This is a genomic window from Vagococcus teuberi (genome assembly GCF_001870205.1).
GTDB lineage: Bacteria > Bacillota > Bacilli > Lactobacillales > Vagococcaceae > Vagococcus > Vagococcus teuberi.
This window is the reverse complement of the sequence record NZ_CP017267.1, coordinates 1,996,656-2,018,811: the sequence shown is the minus strand read 5'-3', so window position 1 is coordinate 2,018,811 and position 22,156 is coordinate 1,996,656. Positions and strand designations below refer to the sequence as shown.

Here is a 22,156-nt window from a genome sequence, read left to right as displayed (position 1 = left end):
TATGAAAACAACACTATTTGATAAAGTATGGAACAAGCATGTCGTTGCAGGAAACCCTGGTGAACCTCAATTATTATACATTGACCTTCACTTGATTCATGAAGTGACGTCACCTCAAGCCTTTGAAGGATTGAGACTTGCTAATCGTCCACTTAGACGTCCAGATTTAACATTTGGAACAATGGATCATAATGTTCCGACAAAAGACATTTACAATATTTCTGATTTAGTTGCGAAAAAACAAATTGAAGCACTTGAAAAAAATTGTGCAGAGTTTAATGTGTCATTATTCGGTAATGGACATGACAAACAAGGGATTGTTCACATGATTGGACCAGAAATTGGTGTGACACAACCTGGTAAAACCATTGTTTGTGGGGACTCTCATACAGCGACTCACGGAGCATTTGGTGCGATTGCGTTTGGTATTGGGACAAGTGAAGTAGAGCATGTATTTGCGACACAAACATTATGGCAAACAAAACCTAAAAATATGGGTGTTAAAATTACTGGTGATTTGCAAAAAGGTGTTTATGCCAAAGATATTATTTTGTATTTGATTTCAAAATACGGGGTAGACTTTGGTACTGGATACGCAGTGGAATATTATGGTTCAACGATTGAAGGATTAACAATGGAAGAACGTATGAGTATTTGTAACATGTCCATTGAAGGTGGTGCGAAAATGGGAATGGTCGCGCCTGATGATACAACATTGGACTATTTAAAGGGTCGTGAGTTTGCACCCAAAAATTGGGATCAAGCTGTTGAAGAATGGCGGACATTAAAAACAGATGATGATTCATGTTTTGACAGAATTATTGAAATTGATGCCAAAGACATTGCCCCTCAAGTAAGTTGGGGAACTAATCCAGGTATGTGTGTATCTGTTGACGAATCTTTCCCAGAAATCAAAGATGAAAATGACACAAGAGCCTACGATTATATGGACCTAAAACCAGGTGGCTATGCTAAAGATATCGAGCTTGGTTATGTGTTTATCGGCTCATGTACAAATGGTCGCTTGTCTGATTTGGAGGAAGCGGCAAAAATTGTCAAAGGTAAAAAAATTCATGATGGGATTACTGGGATTGTCGTTCCAGGCTCACGTCCAGTGAAAAAAGCAGCCGAAAAAATGGGTTTGGATAAAATATTTGAAGAAGCTGGATTTGAGTGGCGTGAACCGGGATGTTCTATGTGTTTGGGAATGAATCCTGACCAAGTTCCAACCGGTGTGCATTGTGCTTCAACATCTAACAGAAATTTTGAAGGACGACAAGGGAAAGGTGCGAGAACACATCTTTGCAGTCCAGCAATGGCGGCTACAGCTGCAATCAATGGTCACTTTGTTGATATTAGAGAGGAGATGGCATAATGGAAGCAATCAATCATTACGAGGGATATATTGTACCGATATTAAATGATAATATTGATACAGACCAAATTATTCCGAAAAACTTTTTAAAACGAATCGAAAAAACAGGATTTGGTCAGTTTTTATTTGATGAATGGCGTTATTTAGATAATCGTGATGAAAACCCTGACTTTATTCTAAATAATGAAGAATATAAAAATGCAACGATTTTATTAACAGGTGATAACTTTGGGTGTGGATCATCTCGTGAACACGCGGTATGGGCCTTAGATGATTACGGATTTCGTGTGATTATTGCGGGTGGATACAGTGATATTTTCTACATGAATTCTATTAACAATGGACTACTACCAATTATCTTACCAAAAGAAGAACGAGAAAAAATTGCAAAAGTAAAAGCAACTGATACAATTAAAATTGAGTTGGACAATCAATTAATCAAAGTAGAAGATGAATCTATTCACTTTGACATTGATAAAAAATGGCGTGATAAATTAATTAGCGGTTTAGATGAAATTGATGAAACAATGGCTTATAAAGATCAAATTTTGGCTTATGAAAAAGCACACGGTATTTAATGATTAGTGAGTAAGTGGAGACATTTACTCGCTTTTTTGGTGGGTAAAGGAGAAAAGAGATGGATGTACAACTTGAACAAGTGACAGAAAAGGATGAAAAGGTCATTACAGAGATATTGATTAGGTCTTTTGATTCAGACACACAATATTATTTTGGTGAAAACGCAGTAGGTGGCCCCACCAGGATATGATGATGGATTATTAGCACGAAAAATCATTAAAGCAGAGAATTTAACTAGTTTTATGATTTGTCAGGACGAAAAAAAGATAGGGTGTATCAGTATAGATTTCTATAGAAGGGAAGTGGCCTATTTTTGTATCGTGTCAGAGTATCATCAACAAGGAATTGGTACATGTGTGTGGAAAATAATTGAGCAGATGTATGGATCAAATGAGTGGGTGGTTGAGACACCTGATTATTCTTTGAAAAATCACGCTTTTTATGAAAAATTAGGATTTGCAAAGATAGGTGAGACAGTTTATTCAGAAACAGCTAAATCATATGTTTTTGAAAAAATAGATAGAGCCAAACTGACGCGTGAAAAGGTAAAAAAGTTAGTTAAAGAACAACCTGATTTTATGAGGTTACTTAAAATAATTGATGATTTATCATTACAAGACGCTTGGATAGTCGCAGGTACTGTAAGAAATTATCTCTGGAATGTTTTATCAAAATCAAACGAGTTAGATGTTACGACGGATATTGATGTGGCTTTCTACGATAAGGATATTCCGTATGAAAAAAATCAAGAGATACAAGATGAATTAATGAAGAAATACCCAGACTTTAACTGGGAAGTGAAGAATCAAGTTTATATGCACATTCATAATTCAAATACATCAGTTTATAAGAGTAGTAGAGATGCAGTGTATCATTATCCAGAAAAATGTACATCTATTGCACTTCGAATTAACAAAGGAGAGATTGACGTATTTTGCCCATATGGATTAGAGGACATAGAACATTTTGTTGTCTCTCCAACCTCATATATTATGAGTGATAGAGAAAGAATTAAGTTATATAATGAACGACAAAAAACGAAAAAGTGGAATGAGAAATACTCGAGATTGAGTATTATTTTGGCAAAGATGGAGAAATAATGAAACAGTATCAAAAAAGAGTATATGAAAATAAAGTAAAGCATGGTTTTAACGTTGCAAATGTTGAAACAGAGTTTTTATTACTTTATGGCGAAGTTTCTGAAGCGTTCAATGCATTTAAAAAAAATGAAAACATAGGTGAAGAGCTAGCTGATGTTGCAATTTATTTATTAGGTATATCAGAGATTTTAGGAGTAGATTTAGAAACGGAAATGCTCAAAAAAATGGATATAAATGAGAATAGAGTATATAAATCAAATGGTACTAAATATCTAATAAAGGAGCCAAACGAGTTAGATGATTAAAATTTATTTAGAATCAAATCAGGTTAAGAAAAAATTGGTTATAAAAGATATTTTAAACGATCTACCTGAATGGTTTGGAATGCCTGAAGCAATACAAGAATACGTTGATTTTGGTATGGAATATCCGTTATATGTCGCATCAAAAAATAGCGAGGTAGTTGGGTTTATCAGTTTAAAAGAAACGAGTTTGAAAACAGTCGAAATTTATTGTATGGGAGTAAAAAAAGAATACCATCATCAGGGGATAGGTCGAATGTTGATGGAGAAAATAAAAGAGATTTGTTGTGAGCAATATGACTATTTACAAGTGAAGACTGTTGCAAAAGGACACTGTCCTCAGTATGATGCGACTAGTAACTTTTATGAATCGGTGGGATTTTGCGAATTAGAAGTTTTCCCCACTCTCTGGGACGAATGGAACCCCTGTTTAGTACTGATTCAAAAAATATGACAGTTGTTATGTAATCTGAAAAATCTATGTTTTTTAATTTATTTAAAGTATAATATTAGGAAAGTATTTATTTCTAACGCTAGGTTTATGAAAGGAGTGGGTGATGAAAAAGTTTTGGAATGTTTTATGGATTATTATGTATGCATTGAGCTTACCATTACAAGTACAAGGTTTACTAAGAGAGGATAATATCTGGCTGAAGTTTGTGGTGTTGTTATTCACTTCGACGATCACAGCGGTTGCGTTAATACAATCAATGAAAAACATTAGGGATGAGTGATCATTTTTAATGTTTTTTTGTGTTCACTTGTTTGATAAAATAAATCAAAAATCATAGGGTTAAAAAGATAAGGAATAAAGTCTCCTGATTCTACTAGCTGATTAAACTCAGATTGAGTAACGAAGGCAACGTGTTGAACTTCTTCTTTTTGCAATTTAAGTTGTGACATGTCTATATCTTGTTGAATAAAAAAATAATGGTCCCATCCTTCTTCAAAAGAACAAACAAATCTTGAAGGTGTATCTGCTAAATTGATTGATATACCTAATTCTTCATGTAATTCTCGCTCAGCTCCTTTAAAAACAGGCTCATCTGCTAGGACTTGTCCACTTGCAGAAAAATCCCATAGGTTAGGGAATGAATTTTTGTTAGAAGAACGTTGTTGAATTAATAATTCATTTTGATGGTTGAATAATAATACCGTTACAACCATACGATACTCTCCTTTTTTAAAGGGATGCTTCTGACACCAGTTTTTTTAGTAGGTTGTTGTTGGGCATTATAGATAGTAAAATGTTCTTCCAAGATATTTCCTCCTATAGTTAAACCACCAAATAGTATTCTATTCAGTGGTTAGTAATCTAAGATAATTTTTTTATATAATGAGCCAATGCACTAAGGTTTACTAATTCACCGATGATAATCAAAATGGACACAATCAATTTAGATTCATCCTTTAATAGTGAGAAAAGCAAAATAGCTAGTAAGATACTTAGCGTTATTAGACTGATAAGAGTAGCAAGTTGGAGCGTTTTTCGATTTGATTTTTTCATAATAGCAGTCAATAAAGTAGAATTATTAGTTAAAAAGAGTGAATCAAGAGAAATATCCAATAATTTTGCTAAGACAATTAAAGAATCCATATCAGGATACTCTTTATCATCTTCCCACTCAGCAATGGTATCTTTTTCAACACCCATTTGTTTCGCTAATTGTTCTTGTGTTAACTGTTTCTCAATACGTTTACTTGTAATAATATTTCCTAAATTCATGTAATCTCACTTTCTTTTTTAATGTTTTATATATAATGTAAAAACAATGTATTTGAAACATAGAACTCAATTTATCCACTAGTATGTATTATAATGTATTTTCAAAAAAAGTACTATATTAATGACTATGATTTACAAAATTAAGTAGGTAAACTAAAATGAACAATACTAGGATATATCATTTCGAAATAAAGAGGTAGACCATAAATGAAAGAGAAATTATTAACAAAAATTCAGTCAGAAAACGATGTGTATGCGGATGAAGAGATATATTGGTTAATGGATAATATCGGAAATACAGATGCTAGTATTCGTGATGATATCGTGTTTAATACTTTGGCAAATGGAATAGTAGAAGGAATGTTTACCGATAAACAGTTTATCCATATCAAAGATAAGACAATTGAGGAACATTTAATATTTTATCGTATAGAAGAACAATTACCATCTACACTGACAAGAAGTTTTACCGCACTTTTAAATGGATTCATTATTCAATCCGATGGTGATTTAAAATCACCTTACCATAATCTATTAACACATGACGAAAGAGAATATTTTTTTAATACAGCTATTATTTATTTACAAAAGGAAATAGATAAGACTGGCTATTCAGAAATATATGGATGGGTACATGCTTTTGCTCATGGTGGGGATTATCTTAGTAAAGTAGTACAACATTACTTATTTGAAGAATGTTTATCTAAAGAGGTCTTAGAGACAGTAAGTTATGTACTAGATAATATAGAAAAACCATTTTTAGATGAAGAGGAAAAACGTATAGCTCATGCTATCTTTGTAGGAATTAAACATCATAAAATATCAGATGAACTCATGATAAGTTGGATACATCAATTTAATTTTCCATTAGAAATAAATGCCGATTTTTACCGATTAGCAACATTTAAAAATATTTTAGCCTATATTTATTTTCATTGTTTAACAGAGGAATGTTTAACTAAAAATTTGGAACAAGTTCTTTTGGGTTACTTAAAAGAGTATTAGTATTTATTTTAAGGAACGTAGACAATTGATTAAATTTTACTATAATTAGAAACAGCTGCATCAGTCAATCACAATATGACACTACCAAGGAGGTTTTTCATGAAAAAAATAATGATTATCGGCTCACCTGGTACCGGTAAAAGTACACTTGGTCGCCAATTAGAAGATAAATTATCAATTAAGCTATATCACTTAGATAAATTGTTTTGGAAACCTCATTGGGAGATGAGTACAAAGCATGAGCAACAAACTATTCTATCAGATATCGTGGAGAAAGATTCTTGGATTATTGATGGAAACTATAGTAGTACGTTAGACATCAGAATGAAACAGGCAGATACTATTATTTATTTGAAGAAAGCAAGATTAGTTTGTTTGTATCAAGTTTTGAAGCGAGTGATTAAATATCGTGGAACAACTAGACCTGATATGCAAGAGGATTGTCCTGAAAAAATAGATATAGAATTTATAAAATGGATATGGCACTTCCCTAAAAACCACGAGCCATTGATAGAAGAACAAATGAATCAGCTGAATAAATCACAAGTGTTAGTCACACTATCTAGCAGAAAAGAAGTGAAACAGTTTTTAAAAAGAATGGAATATGTACAAGAATAACCTACAGTGAATAGTCGCTATAGGTTATTTTTTATATAAATTGTCTTTTCAATTATTTCCTTAATGACTGTATCAAGTGAAGTATCACTATTATTAATCTTTTCATGTTGTGGCACAGACTTAAACGCTTCAAGTATCTCATCCACTTTACTCTCGCCCCATTCAATTAGTGATTTAGGACGTTCTTGGAGTCTTGAAATAATGGTTTCTTTTGATACATCAAGTTGAATATGACAGACTGGTATATTTTCTTCACGTAACTTTCCAAGAATTTCAGAAACAGCTTCTGTTTTGTAAATTGTCATGGGCACAATAATATCCCCCTCGTATTCTTGATAAATTTTTTTAAGTAGATGAACATTCCACTGGCGCCATTCCGGATAATACTGAAAATCACTTTTTTGCATACTAATCGGCAAATTTGAACGAAAAAGGTCACCAATATTTTCTGGATCATACAAAAAAGAAGGCTGAATCTGTTTAACTAATTCAGTCGCCACTGTTGTTTTACCTGCGCCAAATGCCCCGTTTATCCATATAATCATAAGAATTAATCTCCATTCAATTTGTTTTGTTAAATATATCATGGTAGACGGATCAAGTACAAATGATGAATAAAACTAAACTTGTTAATCTATCTATGTATGATTAGGGGATAAGTCAATCAGTTAGTTTGAACAAAAAAGGTATGATAAATGATTGTTTTGCACATAGTATTTTGTTACTGGAAGGATTATAATTTGGAAAACGCTATCACGAAGAGGTTTGTGATTTTTGAAAGAGGGATAAGGCAATGAACGAGTTTAAAATCACGGCAACGGGTGTCTCAATGAACTATATGCCACAGTATTTAGCGCAAGAATGTGGTTTTTTTAAAGAGGAGGGTGTAGATGTAACAAGTTACACTCCAACTCCTTGGGTAGATGGATTAGATGATATTAACAAAGCAGAGGCTGATGTTCTTTTAGGTGGTATTTGGGTTCCTATTATGTATCACAACCATATAAAAAATTATGTCTCTGTCGCAAAGATTGCATCAAAATGCCCATTGTTTATCGTATCGAGAGAAAAAGTTGACTCTTTTTCATGGACGGCTATGGAAAATAAACGCGTATTAGTATCTGGTGGTGATGGTGCGAGTCATTATGTCGCAGCATTAGGAAGTGCTAAAAAAGGTGGGGCGAATGTAGAAACCATTCGTTTTGTTCATGATTTTTCCACCTCTATGTTATGTGAGTTATTTGAAGGGGGATTTGGTGATTTTATCGTCTTACAACCTGATGTTGCACACTCAATGATTGCAAGAGGTAAAGGATATTTCTATAAAAACTTGACGGAAAAAGATGAAAAAATTCCTTGGAGTGTTTACTACACATTACCTGAAACGATCGCAAAAGACCAAGATAAATTCAATCGATTTGTTGCGGGATTGCAAAAGGGAACGACCTATTTATTGGAAAATGGTGGGGAAGTATGTCGTCCGATTATTGAAAGGTTTTGGCCACATATGTCTGTTGATGAAGGGGTTAACACGATTGATACATTTATCAAACAAGGCATGTGGACCCCTAGCATTAAAATTGAAGAACGTGAATTAGAAACATGGCAAGCCGATTTAGTGTTAGGAGATTTAATTGATAAACCCATTTCTTATAACCAGTTGGTTGATAACAAACCTTTTGAAGCAATAAAAAAACAAGGAGGTATGTAGATATTATGAAAATAATGGTAGCTAATCCAAATAGTAATAAAGAATTAACAGATGTATTGATGGCATCAGCACGACGAGATATCAGATATTCATCTGTTGAACTCATTCCATTTACCAATCCTTTAGGGTCAAAACATATTGATTCAGTTTTTGGAGATTATCAATCAGTATGGTCATTTGTTCGCGAAATATTAAAAGAAATTGATGAGGTTAAACCAGATGCTGTCGTGTTGGCAGGATTTGGGAATTTTGGCATGTTTGCACTAAAAGAAGCGTTGTCTATTCCAGTTATTCCAATAGCTGAGGCGTCACAAATGATTGCCCCAATGCTTGGACATCGTTACTCTGTTTTGACAGTATTCAATCAAAATATCCCTTATCAAGAAGATTTAACTCGTTTGTTTGGGATAGAGTCTCGTTTAGCTTCTGTCCGTGGAATTGAAATGAATACAGATATTGTTGAAACGACAGACACGACGAAAGCGTCTCTTGAATATACCGTTGATAAATTAATTCATGAAGATGGTGCAGAAGTTGTTGTATTAGGCGGGGCGAGATTTGCACCGTATGCTCAAATGTTGAGTGACAAATTTAATATACCAGTAATTGATCCGGTCGCTGTATCTGTTAAATTAGCCATTTTATTTGTTGAAAGTGGATTGTCTCAAAGTAAGATAAGAAAATTCAATCAACCGCCACAACCATTAGTTAATTATTTTGTTGGTAAAGAAGGGGAGTAACGAAAAGATGTTAGAAAAAATAAAAAATTCAAGCCTATCTATGCGTATTGTCGCTGGATCGATTATTGGGATACTCATTGGTTTTGCTTTTGGCGAGAGCACAGCCAATATCCAGTTTTTAGGTGATATTTTCTTACGTTCAGTGAAGATGTGTGTGCCACTTCTTATTTTTTGTTCAATAGTAGAAGCAAGTGCCTCATTGCCTTTGCAAGAATTAAAATCAGTTGGCTTTAAAACATTAGGTGTATTTTTCGTGAGCACATCATTATCCGCTGTTTTATCAGTTATTGTCGCAAAATTTTTTCCACCAGTATTAAATATTACTGTTCCTGGAAAAGGTGCTTATGAAGGTGCAGCAGGAAGCGAGAGTATTCAAGAAACACTGGTAAATTTTATCCCAGATAATGCAGTTGCAGCTCTAGCAAATGGTACGATTGTTCAAATTATTATATTTGCCGCATTGTTTGGAATTTCAGTTAATGTATTGAAAGAGAATAACCCAGCAGTTAATAGTGTGTATGAATTTACATTAGGATTAAGAAAAGTTATTATGCAAATCGTGACTATCGTTATGATCTATGCTCCAATCGGTATTTCGGCTATGATTGCAGGGGTTATTGGAACGAGTGGTGTTAGTGCTCTTGCTTCACTAGGGCAAATATTATTATTAGTAAGTATTGTAGATATTATCTTTTTTGCAGTATACACATTATATATGTCAGTGAGATATAAATTAAATATTGTCCAATTATTAAAAAATAGTTCAAGCATTATATTAATGGCATTTACGACAACATCCTCAGCAGTCACTTTGCCAGTTGCTTTGAATGAAGTACCAAATAAAATGGGCGTTAAGGAAAGAATTTCTGATTTTGTGCTGCCACTTGGAAATGCTTTGAATACAAATGGTGCCCCAATTTCCAATATTTTATCAGCAGTTGCCTGTGCATCTATTTTTGATATAGAATTTACTACATCAAAATTAATTTTACTAGGTGTATTTGCCATCGTCGCATCATTTGGTAATCCAGGTGTTCCTGGCGGTGGGATTGTCTCAATGGCCATTGTGTTCCAAATGATTGGAATACCAGTTGAGGGAGTAGCAGTTTTTGCGGGATTAGATTATTTTTACTCATTAACACGCGCTCCATTAAATGTGATGGGGAATGTGTATTCATCCATTATTGTTAGCAATAAATTAGATGAATTTGATAAGAATGTTTTTAATGATTAAAGTTGTAAGAAGTTTTTCATAAAAGGAGATATAAAAACGAATAACAAAAAAGTACTTACTATAATAACAGTGTCAATAGTAACTTTGTTTACAGGTAGCATAGTGTACGAAAATGCCATGCAACATTATCAATATCAAGAAGATACTACCTCTTGGAATCAAAAAGAGGAAAGAAGAGATAATTTCCATAATGAGAATGCTAGACAGATAGAACGAAGAAATAGCTGTCATCAAATGATGGATTTTGATGGTTATAGTAGCAGTGAATCTTTATTTGAATAAATCAGAGTGAAGATACTCCAATTATTGTTAATGAATAACTAGTTTATCTTCACCCTGTAATACAATATTATCTTTTTTATGTGTTCTATGAAATAATTAAATGAAAAGGATGATGCATAAATATATTGACTTGTTTGTTAAAAATATATTTGATAATCTTTTTTAATCACCAATTGTAAAATTAAGCTAGGTAACTAAAAAAATCATTTGTAATAAACTCAAATTGTCTTTCCAACCAGAGAAAACAAGATGAGTGATCACAAATGGACTATACACATCTTACTATAGATGAGCAATAGACATCGAAAATAGTTTAAATAATTGGTCTAAAAATTTACTATGCTGTCTATTGAAGTCAATCACCTTCGATTGTGGTAGAGAATTTTCTAATTGGAAATCAAACAGCAATCTAAATGGCACTGATATTTATTCTGTCGATCAAGGAACACCCTCACAAAAGGTCTTAATTGAACACTTTAATGGGTTGTTACGTAAAGATGGATTACCTAAAAAAATGGATCTCAACGAAGTTGAAGAACCTTTTGTCTAATCTGTCGTTTCTAAAAGAAATAACCTCCCTAGAAAATCATTAAACTATAAAACACTATTGGAAGTATTTTTGAGTTATATAGACAACGATATTCTGCATAGTTTGATTTGATAAATGAAAGTTAAAAAAAAACATTGATTTTTTCAAAAAATATACCTATAATTATATTTAGTATGATTAATCATTAAATCCTTTAGTATGATAATTCGTAGCAAATGGTTAGAGATTAGTTATTTTCATTTATAGTGAGTATTTTTGATGGTAAAATTAAATAAAAATATAAAAAATCAAGGGAGTAGTTATGGAAAATAGATTAATAAATCCAATTTTAAAAGTTAAAAACATCTTATTATTAGTTATTTTACTAGTTAATATTTTAAATTTCAATTTAGTAAAAGTATATGCTGAAGAAGATAATTTAAACTATACTGTTTCTATTAAACCCGTAGAAAATCAAATTGATAAATCATTAACATATTATGATTTACTAGTAACTCCTGGACAAAAACAAACATTAACAGTTGTTGTCACTAACACAGGAGATAAAATCGGAAAATATCAAGTGGTACCAACTAATGCCATCACTAATCAAAATGGAGTTGTTGATTATTCAATTCAAGAAAAAAATTATAAATATGATAAAACTCTAAAACATCCTTTTACTAGTATGGTAGGCGAGAAACAGGTTGTGGAAGTTCCGCCAGGAGAAAGTAAAGAAGTTAATTTTCAATTAGAAGTACCAAATGAAACATTTAAAGGAACTGTTTTAGGTGGGTTTTTAGTGGAAATCCCAGATGCAGATTCTAGTGTCAAAGACAATTCTAGTCAAGGAGTTAAAATAGTTAATAAATTTCAGTTAGTAAAAGCTGTGATGTTAAGAGAAAGTGAAGAGACTATTTCTCCTGAATTAGTGTTAAATAATATTAAACCTGCTTTGGTTTCTTATAGAACTGCAGTAACAGCTAACCTTCAAAATATTGAACCTACTATGTTTGGAAAAATGACTGTAGATGCTAAAGTAATGAAAAAAGGACAAACTGAAGTTCTAAAGTCTGAAAAGAAAGAAAATTTGGAGATGGCACCTAATTCGAATTTTGATTTTCCTATTATGTGGGGTAACCAACGGTTAGAGCCGGGTGAATATACATTAAATCTTGTGGCCACTTCTGGAAAAAAAGAATGGAAATTTACCGAAGATTTTACTATTACTGCGGAAGAAAGTGATAAAATCAACAAAGAGGCGGTGGACTTAGAGGAAGTAGCCCCTCCATATTTGTTATATATAATAATTATAATAGTTGTTGTAATTCTTATAATGGCGATTCTTTTGTTAGTTAGAAAAAAAAGAAAAGCTAATAGAAAAAGAAAAGTGCAATCAAATAAAAAAAAGAACAAAAAAAAGAATAAAAAAAAGAACAAAAAAAAGTGAGGAAGGGAATTTAAAATGAAAAAGAATTTAATTTTGTTTGGGTCTATAATTTTAATAGGAGGAGGATTTCCTACTTTAGGATTAGCTGATACTTTAGGGACTGCATCAATTGATTTTATAGAGGATAGTGGAACAACAAGTCCAAAGGATCCAAATGATCCATCTAAGGACAGTGCTTCTCCATCTTTTCCCGATGAAGAAGGAAATAAGGAAACTGGTGGAGTAGGACCTCTTTCACTTGATGTTGTTCCAGGTAATATGAATTTTGGAACGCAAGTGCTTGATTATAAAGGAGGTGTATACAACGGAATTCCATCAAGTTCTAGTGAATCAAAAGGATTACATTTCATTCAATTAACAGATAACAGAGGTTTAGCTAATGGTTGGCAAGTAACTGTAAAAAGAACTGAGTTTTCAGACGGTAATAAAACAATAGATGGTAGTAGATTGCTGATTCCGATGGGGGTAGCAAGAAATTCACTATCAGACACACCAACAGCTGCAGATCAAAATATAGTAATCAATTCTATTTCAACAGAAAACGATCCATTCAAAGGGATGTATGAAATAGGATTAACGTCAAGTACACTATTAAGTGTTGGCGCACCAACTGAAAGTAATCCAGTTATTGGAAAAGGTACCACAGTATATTCGTGGGAAGTAGGTAATGAAAAATTAAGTATCCCAGCCGGTTTTGGAGCCATAGGGAATTATAGTTCAACAATCAATTGGACATTATCTGCAGGTGTTAGTTCTTAGTTTTAAATCGGATTAAGGAAATTGGATGAAGGGTGAGTATTATGTTTTGTGCAAAAAGAAAAGCTACATTGGTCATATCAGTTTTATTTATCCTTTTTTTTAATAAATTTGAAGTTTTGGCAACTGATACAGCTAAAAATTCTGGGATAGGATACAGCATACAGAAAATTTCTCCAGGTAATGAAATAGATGAAACCAATTCATTTTATGATATACGGGTTGTACCTGGAGAAAAGAAAAAAATAGAAGCAAAAATCATAAATCCTACAAAAGAAGAAATCACAGTTAAGTCACAAATATTTTCGGCATCGACCAATGATAGTGGTGATATTAATTATACCTCAGAAAATAAAAATCCAGACAAAACATTAATATATCCTTTGTCAGATATAGTGCAGATAACTAGTTCAGATGTAAAAATAACTATTCCGCCTAATGATGAAAAGGTAGTTAGTGCTAATATTGTTGTACCGAAAGGTGCTGAAGATGGTGTCATTTTAGGTTCTTGGTATTTTGAAAAATTAGGTCAAGAAAATGCTAAAGAAAATAAAAAAGGTATTACTATTAACAATAAATATAGTTATGCATTAGCAATTAAACTCACAGTAAACAAAGAGGTAGAAAAACCAGCGTTGGAATTGATTGATGTTAATGCAGAATTAAAAAATTATCAAAAAGTGATAGTATCAGAAATTCGTAATGAAGTTGCAGCTGTGGTATCTAAATTGGATGTTAGTGCTGAAATCGTCAAGAAAAATTCAAATGATACTCTTTATAAAAATGAACAAAAAGAAATGATTATGGCACCGAATTCCACTTTTAAATTTCCGGTTTATTTGGGAGAAAAGCAATTAATTCCTGGTGAGTATACAATGAAGATGAATGTAAGAACATCTGATTCAAAATGGCAAACACAAAAGTGGGATTGGGAGAAGGACTTCACAATAACAAAAACGACAGCACGCCAGTTGAATGAAAATGCTATAAATGATCCAAAAGTTGAAAAAAATTGGTTCAATATTATCGTGATAGTCTGTCTTTTTTTAATAATAATTTTTTGTATAGTTATATATACCATCTACAAATGGAAGCTAAATCAATCTAAAATTAAGAAAAGAAACAAAAAAATGAAGAAAAATAAAAAATCGAAAACAAGGAAACATAAAACATAATAGTGTAAGTATAAAAAAGTAGGTGAGGTAATGAAGCATTATAAGTATTTTGTATCTATTCTCTTTAGTTTAATCTTAGTAATAAGTATGGGTAGCAATGTTCGTGCAGCTGAAAATAGCTCAATGCAACCACAAGGACGAGGATTTGTTACTCCTGAAGGTAATTTACAAAATGATATGACGCCTTCTGAAGACTATCCAGCAGATATGACTGTTGATCAATATTTAGAGCAGTATACATATCCACATCTGCCTAAAGGAGGTGTCACTTCAGCATATAAATCTATAGAGGTAGATATACGCTCAGTTGATAAAAATAAAATTGCTTTAGTTAGAAATACTGAAGAATTAAATAGAGCCATAACTAATAATAATATTGAAGTGATAAGTTTTATGGCATCCTTTAGAGTAACTTCGTTAAGCAGTAATGGAGCTGCAAATAGAAAAATTGTCTTTGAAGGCAATAATATGTTAGTTGATTTTGGGACTAATTTAAGTAATTTAGATGGCGCTAATAGGGAAATAGTTATCCAAAATTTGAATTCATATCATGGTAACTACTATGGTTTTTTCAGACCAACAGCGAATACGTCTATTTTAAAGTTTCATAATTTAAATGATTATGGAAGTCAAATAATTAGTTCACAAAATCTTCCTGTTCAAATATCAGGTGATTTTCAAAATAGATTTACTAACAATGGTCCTAACAGTGCAGCTAATTTAGTTTATCGGTCACCAATTGATGGGACAACTAATGTGACTGCTCAGACTGTAGATCAGCAAAACTTTGAATCCTCTAATTTAGAATTTTTCGCAGATTCTAATGTCACTTTACAAACTGGTAATGGTATAAATATTGACCTTACATCTAATGGAAATATCGTTTTTTATGAGAATGCTAAAGTAAATATCATTGGAGCATCTTCGTCTAATGGTAGCGGGGAAGGATATCAAGGTTATGCAATAAGCACAAGAAATACCAGTAATTTTATAATGAATAAAAATTCTGAAATTAATTATACCTATACAGATCCAGGAAATGGAAATAGGAACTACGCAGGGTTGCTGTGGTTTCAATCTGCAGGATCAACTTTCAATATGTCTGATGGAGCAAAGTTAACTGTCAATAAGAATTCACATACTGGGAATAATGGTCTTATCCATTTCAATGCAAGTGGTAGTTTCAATATGAAGAATAATAGCTCAATTGAAATGAATGTGCAGGATGTAAGTAATGGGGCAACGGCTGTTAGTTTGGCCGCATCGGGTTCAACATTTAATGTAGATGAAGGTAGCAGTTTGAAAACCAATTTTACTAGTTCTGGATCTGGTAATAACCCTGTTATAAACCTAGGAGGTGGTGCTTCCTTTAATATTGGTAATAATAGTACAGTGGATTTAACTACTAAGGGATATAATAATAATATCCTAAGCCTAGGATCAGGAAATGCGAATCAAGGCACTCAATTTAATGTAGGTGAGAACGCAACTTTTAATATAAATTCAACAAATAGAAACTCATGGTCTGCTGATGTAATGAATGTAGGTAACTATGCCAACTTTAAAGTGAATCGTTTAGGTACTTTTGTATTATCAGCAGATCAAGCAAGATATCTCTTCAACGTTGGTACCAACTCAGTCTTTCAGTTTTCAGATGCTAAACTCGTAGAGTTTGGATTCACAAATAGTCCACCAGCTAATTCAGCATTGATTAATATGAACGGAAATTTTTCTATTGATGTGCAAAGGGTGAAAGCTTGGAACCGATCAAGTTCGGTGTTAAATAGTCAAAATCCTGACTATGATTGGAATCCCATGTTTGCAATGTCTATACCATATCAGGGTGTGAACATAAATAGATCTAGCTTGTCAGGATCATCGACTACACCAGGAACTGCGGAGAATTTTAAAGCAAATTTTAATACTGGTACAAACACTGGTTTTCAAAAATTAAGATTCGATTTTATTCCAGATGTTGATGTAATGATAGATAATAAACCCACTGACAATCCAGCTAGCACGGATTCGAAAAAAATAACAGGTACTGCCACGGCGGGGGCTTATGTACGTTTAACAGACACCGTAGTTGAGGGTGGATATAGTTCTTTCCCAAAATCTAATAATAATATTCCTAATCCGTCGATAAATTTGGATGGCTCTAGTGGAGAGACTTATACAGTTATCGCAGATGAAACAGGCTATTTTGAATTTACAGTACCTACTGAAACAGATGTTCCTTTTGTTGCTGGTAATACAATTCAAGCATATGCATTTAAAGATGGTAAATCGGCAACTACAGAAGCTGTTGTATCAGATACTACTCCTCCAGAAGCTGAATTAAAGGATTTATATTTTATGAAAGGTTCTCCTGTTCCAGATGTTAATGAATTTGTTGTTAAGCTAACTGATACTAATCCTTCAGGTTCACCATCTGTAGAGTATATCACACCCACAGAGACACTATCGGAGTATATGAATACAGTTGGTGTACATGAGATAGAAATTAAAGCACAAGATAATGCTGGTAATTCTAAAAATTATGTTACAAAATTACATATTCTAGAATCAACCAGTGGCATAAATGGAGATGATGTTACTTTAACCAGTACAGATATTATGGATTTAACAAACGATGAATTCCAAACATTAATAAAAAATAGAGTTAATGCATCAGCTTACGTCATAACCGATGGTAAATATAATGATTTAACTGATAAAATTCAATTTGATTTTAGTAGTGTTGTAAAAAAAGCTGGAGAATACGATTTAAAAATAAGTGTATCTTCGACAGATTCAGGTGTAGCGGGGGGACTAAATAAAACTGTTAAAATAACTATCGGTAACTTAGGACCTACTAATCCAGTGGATCCTGATAATCCACAAGAAGGCACTACGCCACCAAATGGGTCAGAAAATGGGGGAACAAATCAAGTAGGTGCGTTACGTATGGATTATGCACCAAGTAACATTAGCTTTGGAACTGTTAAATACAATCCAGGAACAACTATATATAGCGCTAAAGATAATAAAAACATGTCAGGTGCAGATTTATCTAAACAGTGGATACAGGTATCGGATGATCGTACTGAGGAGAATGGTTGGTCAGTAAAAGTTTCTCAGGAGCATGAGTTTACTGATGGGACAAATCAATTAAAAGGTGCAACGATTACTATTCCAAAAGGCGAAATTAGAAATTCTTTAGTTGAAGGTGTAATACCTACTACGGGTTCTGACGCAAAAATGACGTCTTCCACTGTTGAGATTAGTGCTGGAATGAGTAGTACAATGTTCAGTGCTAAAAATTTGGATAGAGATAGTCTCGGAAAGCAAATTACAACTTATCAATGGGATCCAACAAAAGTAACTCTAAAAGTTCCGAAAGGAACAGCTAAAGTAAACTCTTCCTATTCAACTACGATTAACTGGTCACTTGTAAGTTCACCTGATCAGTAGTTATAGTAAGAGAATTAAGGAGGAGGAGTAATGAAAAAAATCATAGTTACTTGTTTTTTAGTTATATCTTTATTGCTATTCGGTCAAAAAAGTTGTGCAATCGAAAGTAAGAATTCTGAAAGTTATACTTACAGTTCTAAAGCAGAATCAAAAGCAACAATTGGGTTTTCTAATAAAAACATTCAGAAAGATGGTGGAGGGGTTAAGCCACTTTTACCATCATCTGGATCATCTGGATCTTCTATATCCAGCAAATTACCTTCTACGGGTGAAAGTGTAGGAATAGGTTTGATGTTATTGGGGTTGATTTTTATCATCATATTCTTCAGTAAAGAACTGCAGAGTATGATTAAAAATAAAAATAATAAACATAAGGAGAGAGTATAAAATGAAAAAAATAATAAGCGGTCTTTTAGTAAGTTCAGTAACACTTGGTTTGGGATTGAGCGTTAGAGCAGCAACAACTGTTAATGACGATAAGTCAGTGACTTCGGATGCAACGATAACTGTTACAGAAGGAACAGATGTAACGCCTCCGGAAAATGGGAACAAACCGGGAGGAGAAACCGGTCAACAAGGGCCTTTATCTATTGACAATGTGATTGTGTTTAATTTTGAAGACATGAAATTAAGCGGAAGAACTCAACAGATTTCATTAAAAAATGATGGTACAAATTCTTCTGCAAAACGAAATATACAAGTTACAGATACACGAGGAACTGGAGCGGGTTGGAATTTACAAATTAAACAAAGTCCGTTGGTAAATGCAAATAATGAAGAACTTAAAGGAGCTTACATATCAATGACGGCCGGAAAGGTTGAAGCTGGCTCACAAAATGTATCTCCTGAATTAGCACCAACAACTCAAGCATACGGAGATGAAGGAACATTGAATTCTTCATTAGCACCGATTTTTACGGCAGCAAAAGGTAACGGTTTAGGAACGTGGATTAGTTGGTATAATAGTACCGCTGAAGATCCAAATGGTACTGTAACGGATGTTCAACTTAATGTTCCTTCTGGTAATAAAACAGGGGACTATTCTGGTACTGTTACATGGGTATTAAATGATAATCCTGGAGCTTCTGAAGCTCAATAATTAAAAGGAGAGTAAAAAATGAAAAAGAATAAAATTATAACTAGCCTAATATTAACAACAGGCATAGTTTTAGCAGCAGAAAAAATATCATACGCGGCCGATAATGACTTAAATAGAGAAAGATCAGCAAATGTTGAAATTACAGAAGGTTCTGGGGGAGATGCTAACCCTATAGACCCTTATCCACCAACTGGTCCTATTGTTCCTGTAGTAGGATCATTAGGAATTAGTAGTGCTACAGATCTTTATTTTGATGCTATACCTTTATCATCAAGTAAAGTTACTAGAGATGCTTTGTATTTACGTAAGGATAATGCAACAGGAGAAGTGTCACCTATTTCAAATATAACGGGAGAAAATGGCAATTTACCTGAAGTACCTTCAGATGCAAATACCTATGTTCCTGGATATAGTGTTATTGACACGAGAGGAACTGGTGCCGGTTGGACTTTAACTTTAACATTAGGCGACTTTATTCAACAAAACGTAGCATCAGGTGCGACCGCTCAAACATTAAAAGGAGCAACTTTATCCTTCCCACAGGTAAATGCAATTACAAATAAAGATGCTGTCGGAGTTGAGAATAAAGATCCTAAAGTATCTGCACAAATTTTAACTGCTGGCGATACAAGTTCTAAAGTACTGATGGCCGCCTCAAACCAAGGAGAAGGTATGGGAATGTGGGAAGCTCGCTATCACTCAAGAGAATTAACGTTATCAGATGATACAGTAGTAGCAAAGGCACCCATTCAGTTAACAGTTCCTGGGAATAACTACGCTGGTGTATATAAAGCTGATTTAACATGGAACTTGACGGATACTCCACGAGCTACAAACGCTCAATAAAAAATAATTAAATTAAAAGGGGAAAAATTATGAAAAAGCAATTAAGTTTATTAAGTACAATTTTTTTAGGAAGTGTATTAATTAGTACTGTTGGAACGAATGTAAGTTTAGCTGCACCTACGGCAGAGGTTGATTCTAACGCAACTCTAAAAGCAGTAGCAGGAACTGAACCTGTTAAGCCTGTAAACCCTACAGATCCAAAAGATCCATCTAAACCAGGTCCTATTCAACCAGCTGATAATGGTAATGAAATTTCACAAACAGGGCCATTACAAATAAATTATCTATCTAATTTGAATTTTGGTGACGATATTTCAATTACAAGTAAAACAGTTACTGCTAATGTTAAAGATGAAAGCACACGCTTTTTTCAAATTTCTGATTTACGAGGAACAGGAGCCGGATGGGATTTAAATGTGAAACTAGGTGATTTTCTTCCAGAATCAGGTGGAACTACAGAAGATGTTATTAAAGGAGCAAGTATCACGTTTAAAAATGGTGTAGCAAGAACTAGTAACGATATAAATGCACAGGGAACTGATGATAATCCAGCTACTGTGCCATCAGAGTTGGTTCTAAGCTCAGGTAGTGCAAGTGTATCTAAAATGATGTCTGCTGAGGCTGGAAATGGACGCGGTACATGGATTGCGGCTTTCGATAAACCAGCAAGTGAAGTTGATAATTCAAATATTACTTTTTCTGCACCTACAAATAATATCTCAGCAAACACAAACTACACTGCTAAGTTGACTTGGCAATTAGTAGATAGTCCAGCTCAATGATAAAAGTGATGGGGGTTTCTTATGAAAAAGTTACTTTTATTTAACGTACTTATTTTGAGTGTGATGTTTTTAAATGATAAAGAAGCATTTGCTGCAGAAATAGGTGAGTCTAAAAAGGCATCTGTAATTCTAACTCAAGATGAATCTCCTGGGGCTAATTTATTATCTATTACACAAGCTTCAAATTTAAATTTTGGAAGTAAAAGCATTACACTTGATGATTTAATTTTTAAAACAACAGAAGCTTCAACTATCCAAATTACAGATTTACGAGGATCTGCTCCTGGATGGAGATTATCGGTTAGCTTAGGTGAGTTTACAAGTACAGATAATAAGAAGTTATCAGGTGTTCAAATGTTCTACCCATCGGCAAATTTTTCAACTGTGGAAGGTGCTGTTAATTCAGATATTAGAAAACCAGTATCGGTTACTAATTCATCTGATATTTCATTTACCGATCCAAATGTAAAAGGTGTATTATTATCAGCTTCATCTACACCAAGTTCACAAGTGTTAATAAATGCAGCAAACGAAAAAGGTAATGGTCAATGGACAGCAACATATGCATTAGATAATTCAATTGAGTTAAAAGTACCATCTGGTAACTTTGCGGGCGCTTACTCAGCAAATTTGACATATACATTAACAGATGGACCAAGTGCAACATAAAAAGCGATGAAGAGGGGGGAGAATAATGAGAAAAAAAATGATAATAATGAGCTTTTTGTCTGTATCGGCTGTAGGTTTTCAAATGCCAATTTTAGCAGCAGAATCCGCTTCTTCGACTAATACAGCATCTTTTAATTTAGTTTCTCCAAAAGAATCATTAACTATTGTTGCTGATGATTTATCTTTTAGAACATCAACAATTACTGCAAATGATCTTGTCACCACATCAAGTACTAATTTAAAAATTAACATTCAAGAAATCAGTGGAAATGCGCCAGGGTGGTCTTTAACAGCTCAATTAGGGGATTTTGTTAATTCTGATTCTAGTAAAGTTATAAAAGGAACACAGTTATTTTATCCTAATGTTACGCCTACAACGACAACAATTGGAGATACGAGCAGTATACAACCAAAATCTGTCGGTATGGAAAAAGCATTTTCTGATGGGGTTTCTGAAGGTCAAGTCATTAATGGTGGAGGTGACCCAGTAACCATAGCAGATGCAGCAAAAGGAACTGGGTATGGTAGTTGGACTTTTAATTACGCAATGGATTCAGTAGAGTTAAAAATACCAGCGGGTAATTTAGCAGATGCATATACAGCAAATTTAACATATACATTAGCTGATAAGCCTACGACTGCAGGAGCCTCATAATACTATTTGATTTTTTATCAGAAAAGTTTGAATAATTGAGGATTTTATAATTTTTGTCTTTAAATGTTAG

The 22,156-nt window shown here is 33.3% G+C and carries 24 protein-coding genes and 1 pseudogene; 22 read left to right on the top strand and 3 right to left on the bottom strand.

Annotation, left to right across the window (positions count from 1 at the left end; translation table 11 throughout):
• Position 1: 1 nt before the first annotated feature.
• The 5 genes from leuC to BHY08_RS09695 all read left to right on the top strand — a co-directional run bounded on the left by leuC (position 2) and on the right by BHY08_RS09695 (position 3,810).
• On the top strand, positions 2-1,375 hold the full coding sequence (gene leuC / locus BHY08_RS09715) for a 3-isopropylmalate dehydratase large subunit (protein ID WP_071457669.1): 1,374 nt from the start codon (positions 2-4) through the stop codon (positions 1,373-1,375).
• A complete protein-coding gene (gene leuD / locus BHY08_RS09710; protein ID WP_071457668.1) occupies positions 1,375-1,953 on the top strand; it encodes a 3-isopropylmalate dehydratase small subunit in 579 nt (192 codons plus the stop codon). The genes leuC and leuD overlap by 1 nt, the downstream gene beginning before the upstream one ends.
• Positions 1,954-2,124: 171 nt before the next feature.
• Positions 2,125-3,054: a nucleotidyltransferase family protein gene (locus tag BHY08_RS10845; RefSeq protein ID WP_084657256.1), complete on the top strand. Its 930-nt coding sequence runs from the start codon at positions 2,125-2,127 to the stop codon at positions 3,052-3,054.
• Positions 3,054-3,359: a nucleoside triphosphate pyrophosphohydrolase family protein gene (locus BHY08_RS09700; RefSeq protein WP_071457667.1), complete on the top strand. Its 306-nt coding sequence runs from the start codon at positions 3,054-3,056 to the stop codon at positions 3,357-3,359. The genes BHY08_RS10845 and BHY08_RS09700 overlap by 1 nt, the downstream gene beginning before the upstream one ends.
• Entirely contained in the window at positions 3,352-3,810 is a 459-nt protein-coding gene (locus tag BHY08_RS09695) for a GNAT family N-acetyltransferase (protein ID WP_071457666.1), read from the top strand. Before BHY08_RS09700 ends, BHY08_RS09695 begins: the two co-directional genes overlap by 8 nt.
• 266 nt (positions 3,811-4,076) lie before the next feature.
• Here BHY08_RS09695 and BHY08_RS09690 read toward each other — a convergent pair whose 3' ends face one another.
• Together BHY08_RS09690 and BHY08_RS09685 are read right to left on the bottom strand one after the other, a co-directional pair.
• The gene (locus tag BHY08_RS09690; protein WP_084657254.1) at positions 4,077-4,523 is read right to left on the bottom strand and encodes an NUDIX domain-containing protein; all 447 of its coding nucleotides are present in this window, start codon (positions 4,521-4,523) and stop codon (positions 4,077-4,079) included.
• 148 nt (positions 4,524-4,671) lie between these two features.
• Positions 4,672-5,082, bottom strand: coding sequence for a helix-turn-helix domain-containing protein (locus tag BHY08_RS09685; protein WP_071457665.1), 411 nt, complete (start codon positions 5,080-5,082; stop codon positions 4,672-4,674).
• Positions 5,083-5,289: 207 nt separating this feature from the next.
• Between BHY08_RS09685 and BHY08_RS09680 the strand changes: the two genes are divergently transcribed.
• Together BHY08_RS09680 and BHY08_RS09675 are read left to right on the top strand one after the other, a co-directional pair.
• On the top strand, positions 5,290-6,087 hold the full coding sequence (locus tag BHY08_RS09680; RefSeq protein WP_071457664.1) for a DUF2785 domain-containing protein: 798 nt from the start codon (positions 5,290-5,292) through the stop codon (positions 6,085-6,087).
• 99 nt (positions 6,088-6,186) lie between these two features.
• Positions 6,187-6,705, top strand: a complete 519-nt coding sequence (locus BHY08_RS09675) for a DNA topology modulation protein (protein ID WP_071457663.1) — start codon at positions 6,187-6,189, stop codon at positions 6,703-6,705.
• A gap of 17 nt (positions 6,706-6,722) precedes the next feature.
• Here the strand turns inward: BHY08_RS09675 and BHY08_RS09670 are convergent, their stop codons facing one another.
• Complete coding sequence (locus BHY08_RS09670) at positions 6,723-7,250, bottom strand: AAA family ATPase (protein ID WP_169817681.1); 528 nt, start codon at positions 7,248-7,250, stop codon at positions 6,723-6,725.
• Between the two features lie 248 nt (positions 7,251-7,498).
• Here BHY08_RS09670 and BHY08_RS09665 point away from each other — a divergent pair, with 248 nt between their 5' ends.
• The 15 genes and pseudogenes from BHY08_RS09665 (at position 7,499) to BHY08_RS09605 (ending at position 22,086) form a co-directional block, all read left to right on the top strand.
• On the top strand, positions 7,499-8,416 hold the full coding sequence (locus BHY08_RS09665; RefSeq protein ID WP_071457661.1) for an ABC transporter substrate-binding protein: 918 nt from the start codon (positions 7,499-7,501) through the stop codon (positions 8,414-8,416).
• Positions 8,417-8,421: 5 nt separating this feature from the next.
• Positions 8,422-9,156, top strand: a complete 735-nt coding sequence (locus BHY08_RS09660) for an aspartate/glutamate racemase family protein (protein WP_071457660.1) — start codon at positions 8,422-8,424, stop codon at positions 9,154-9,156.
• A gap of 7 nt (positions 9,157-9,163) precedes the next feature.
• Positions 9,164-10,390, top strand: a complete 1,227-nt coding sequence (locus BHY08_RS09655; RefSeq protein ID WP_071457659.1) for a dicarboxylate/amino acid:cation symporter — start codon at positions 9,164-9,166, stop codon at positions 10,388-10,390.
• 69 nt (positions 10,391-10,459) lie between these two features.
• Positions 10,460-10,672, top strand: coding sequence for a hypothetical protein (locus tag BHY08_RS11050; protein WP_157093668.1), 213 nt, complete (start codon positions 10,460-10,462; stop codon positions 10,670-10,672).
• A gap of 292 nt (positions 10,673-10,964) precedes the next feature.
• Positions 10,965-11,333: pseudogene (locus tag BHY08_RS11285) on the top strand (transposase); the annotation flags it as partial.
• A gap of 190 nt (positions 11,334-11,523) precedes the next feature.
• Complete coding sequence (locus BHY08_RS09650) at positions 11,524-12,651, top strand: WxLIP family cell surface protein (protein WP_071457658.1); 1,128 nt, start codon at positions 11,524-11,526, stop codon at positions 12,649-12,651.
• 15 nt (positions 12,652-12,666) lie between these two features.
• Positions 12,667-13,410: a WxL domain-containing protein gene (locus tag BHY08_RS09645; RefSeq protein ID WP_071457657.1), complete on the top strand. Its 744-nt coding sequence runs from the start codon at positions 12,667-12,669 to the stop codon at positions 13,408-13,410.
• A gap of 41 nt (positions 13,411-13,451) precedes the next feature.
• Positions 13,452-14,582 (top strand): WxLIP family cell surface protein, encoded by a 1,131-nt coding sequence (locus tag BHY08_RS09640; RefSeq protein WP_071457656.1) that lies wholly within the window; start codon positions 13,452-13,454, stop codon positions 14,580-14,582.
• 30 nt (positions 14,583-14,612) lie between these two features.
• The gene (locus BHY08_RS09635; protein WP_071457655.1) at positions 14,613-18,035 is read left to right on the top strand and encodes a WxL domain-containing protein; all 3,423 of its coding nucleotides are present in this window, start codon (positions 14,613-14,615) and stop codon (positions 18,033-18,035) included.
• A gap of 30 nt (positions 18,036-18,065) precedes the next feature.
• Positions 18,066-18,422: an LPXTG cell wall anchor domain-containing protein gene (locus BHY08_RS09630; protein WP_071457654.1), complete on the top strand. Its 357-nt coding sequence runs from the start codon at positions 18,066-18,068 to the stop codon at positions 18,420-18,422.
• Between the two features lies 1 nt (position 18,423).
• Entirely contained in the window at positions 18,424-19,134 is a 711-nt protein-coding gene (locus BHY08_RS09625) for a WxL domain-containing protein (protein WP_071457653.1), read from the top strand.
• Positions 19,135-19,152: 18 nt separating this feature from the next.
• On the top strand, positions 19,153-19,980 hold the full coding sequence (locus BHY08_RS09620) for a WxL domain-containing protein (protein WP_071457652.1): 828 nt from the start codon (positions 19,153-19,155) through the stop codon (positions 19,978-19,980).
• A gap of 29 nt (positions 19,981-20,009) precedes the next feature.
• Entirely contained in the window at positions 20,010-20,762 is a 753-nt protein-coding gene (locus BHY08_RS09615) for a WxL domain-containing protein (protein WP_071457651.1), read from the top strand.
• Between the two features lie 21 nt (positions 20,763-20,783).
• Complete coding sequence (locus tag BHY08_RS09610; protein ID WP_071457650.1) at positions 20,784-21,431, top strand: WxL domain-containing protein; 648 nt, start codon at positions 20,784-20,786, stop codon at positions 21,429-21,431.
• Between the two features lie 25 nt (positions 21,432-21,456).
• Positions 21,457-22,086 carry a WxL domain-containing protein gene (locus BHY08_RS09605; protein ID WP_071457649.1) on the top strand — a complete coding sequence of 210 codons (630 nt, stop codon included), beginning with the start codon at positions 21,457-21,459 and terminating at the stop codon, positions 22,084-22,086.
• Positions 22,087-22,156 lie beyond the last annotated feature (70 nt).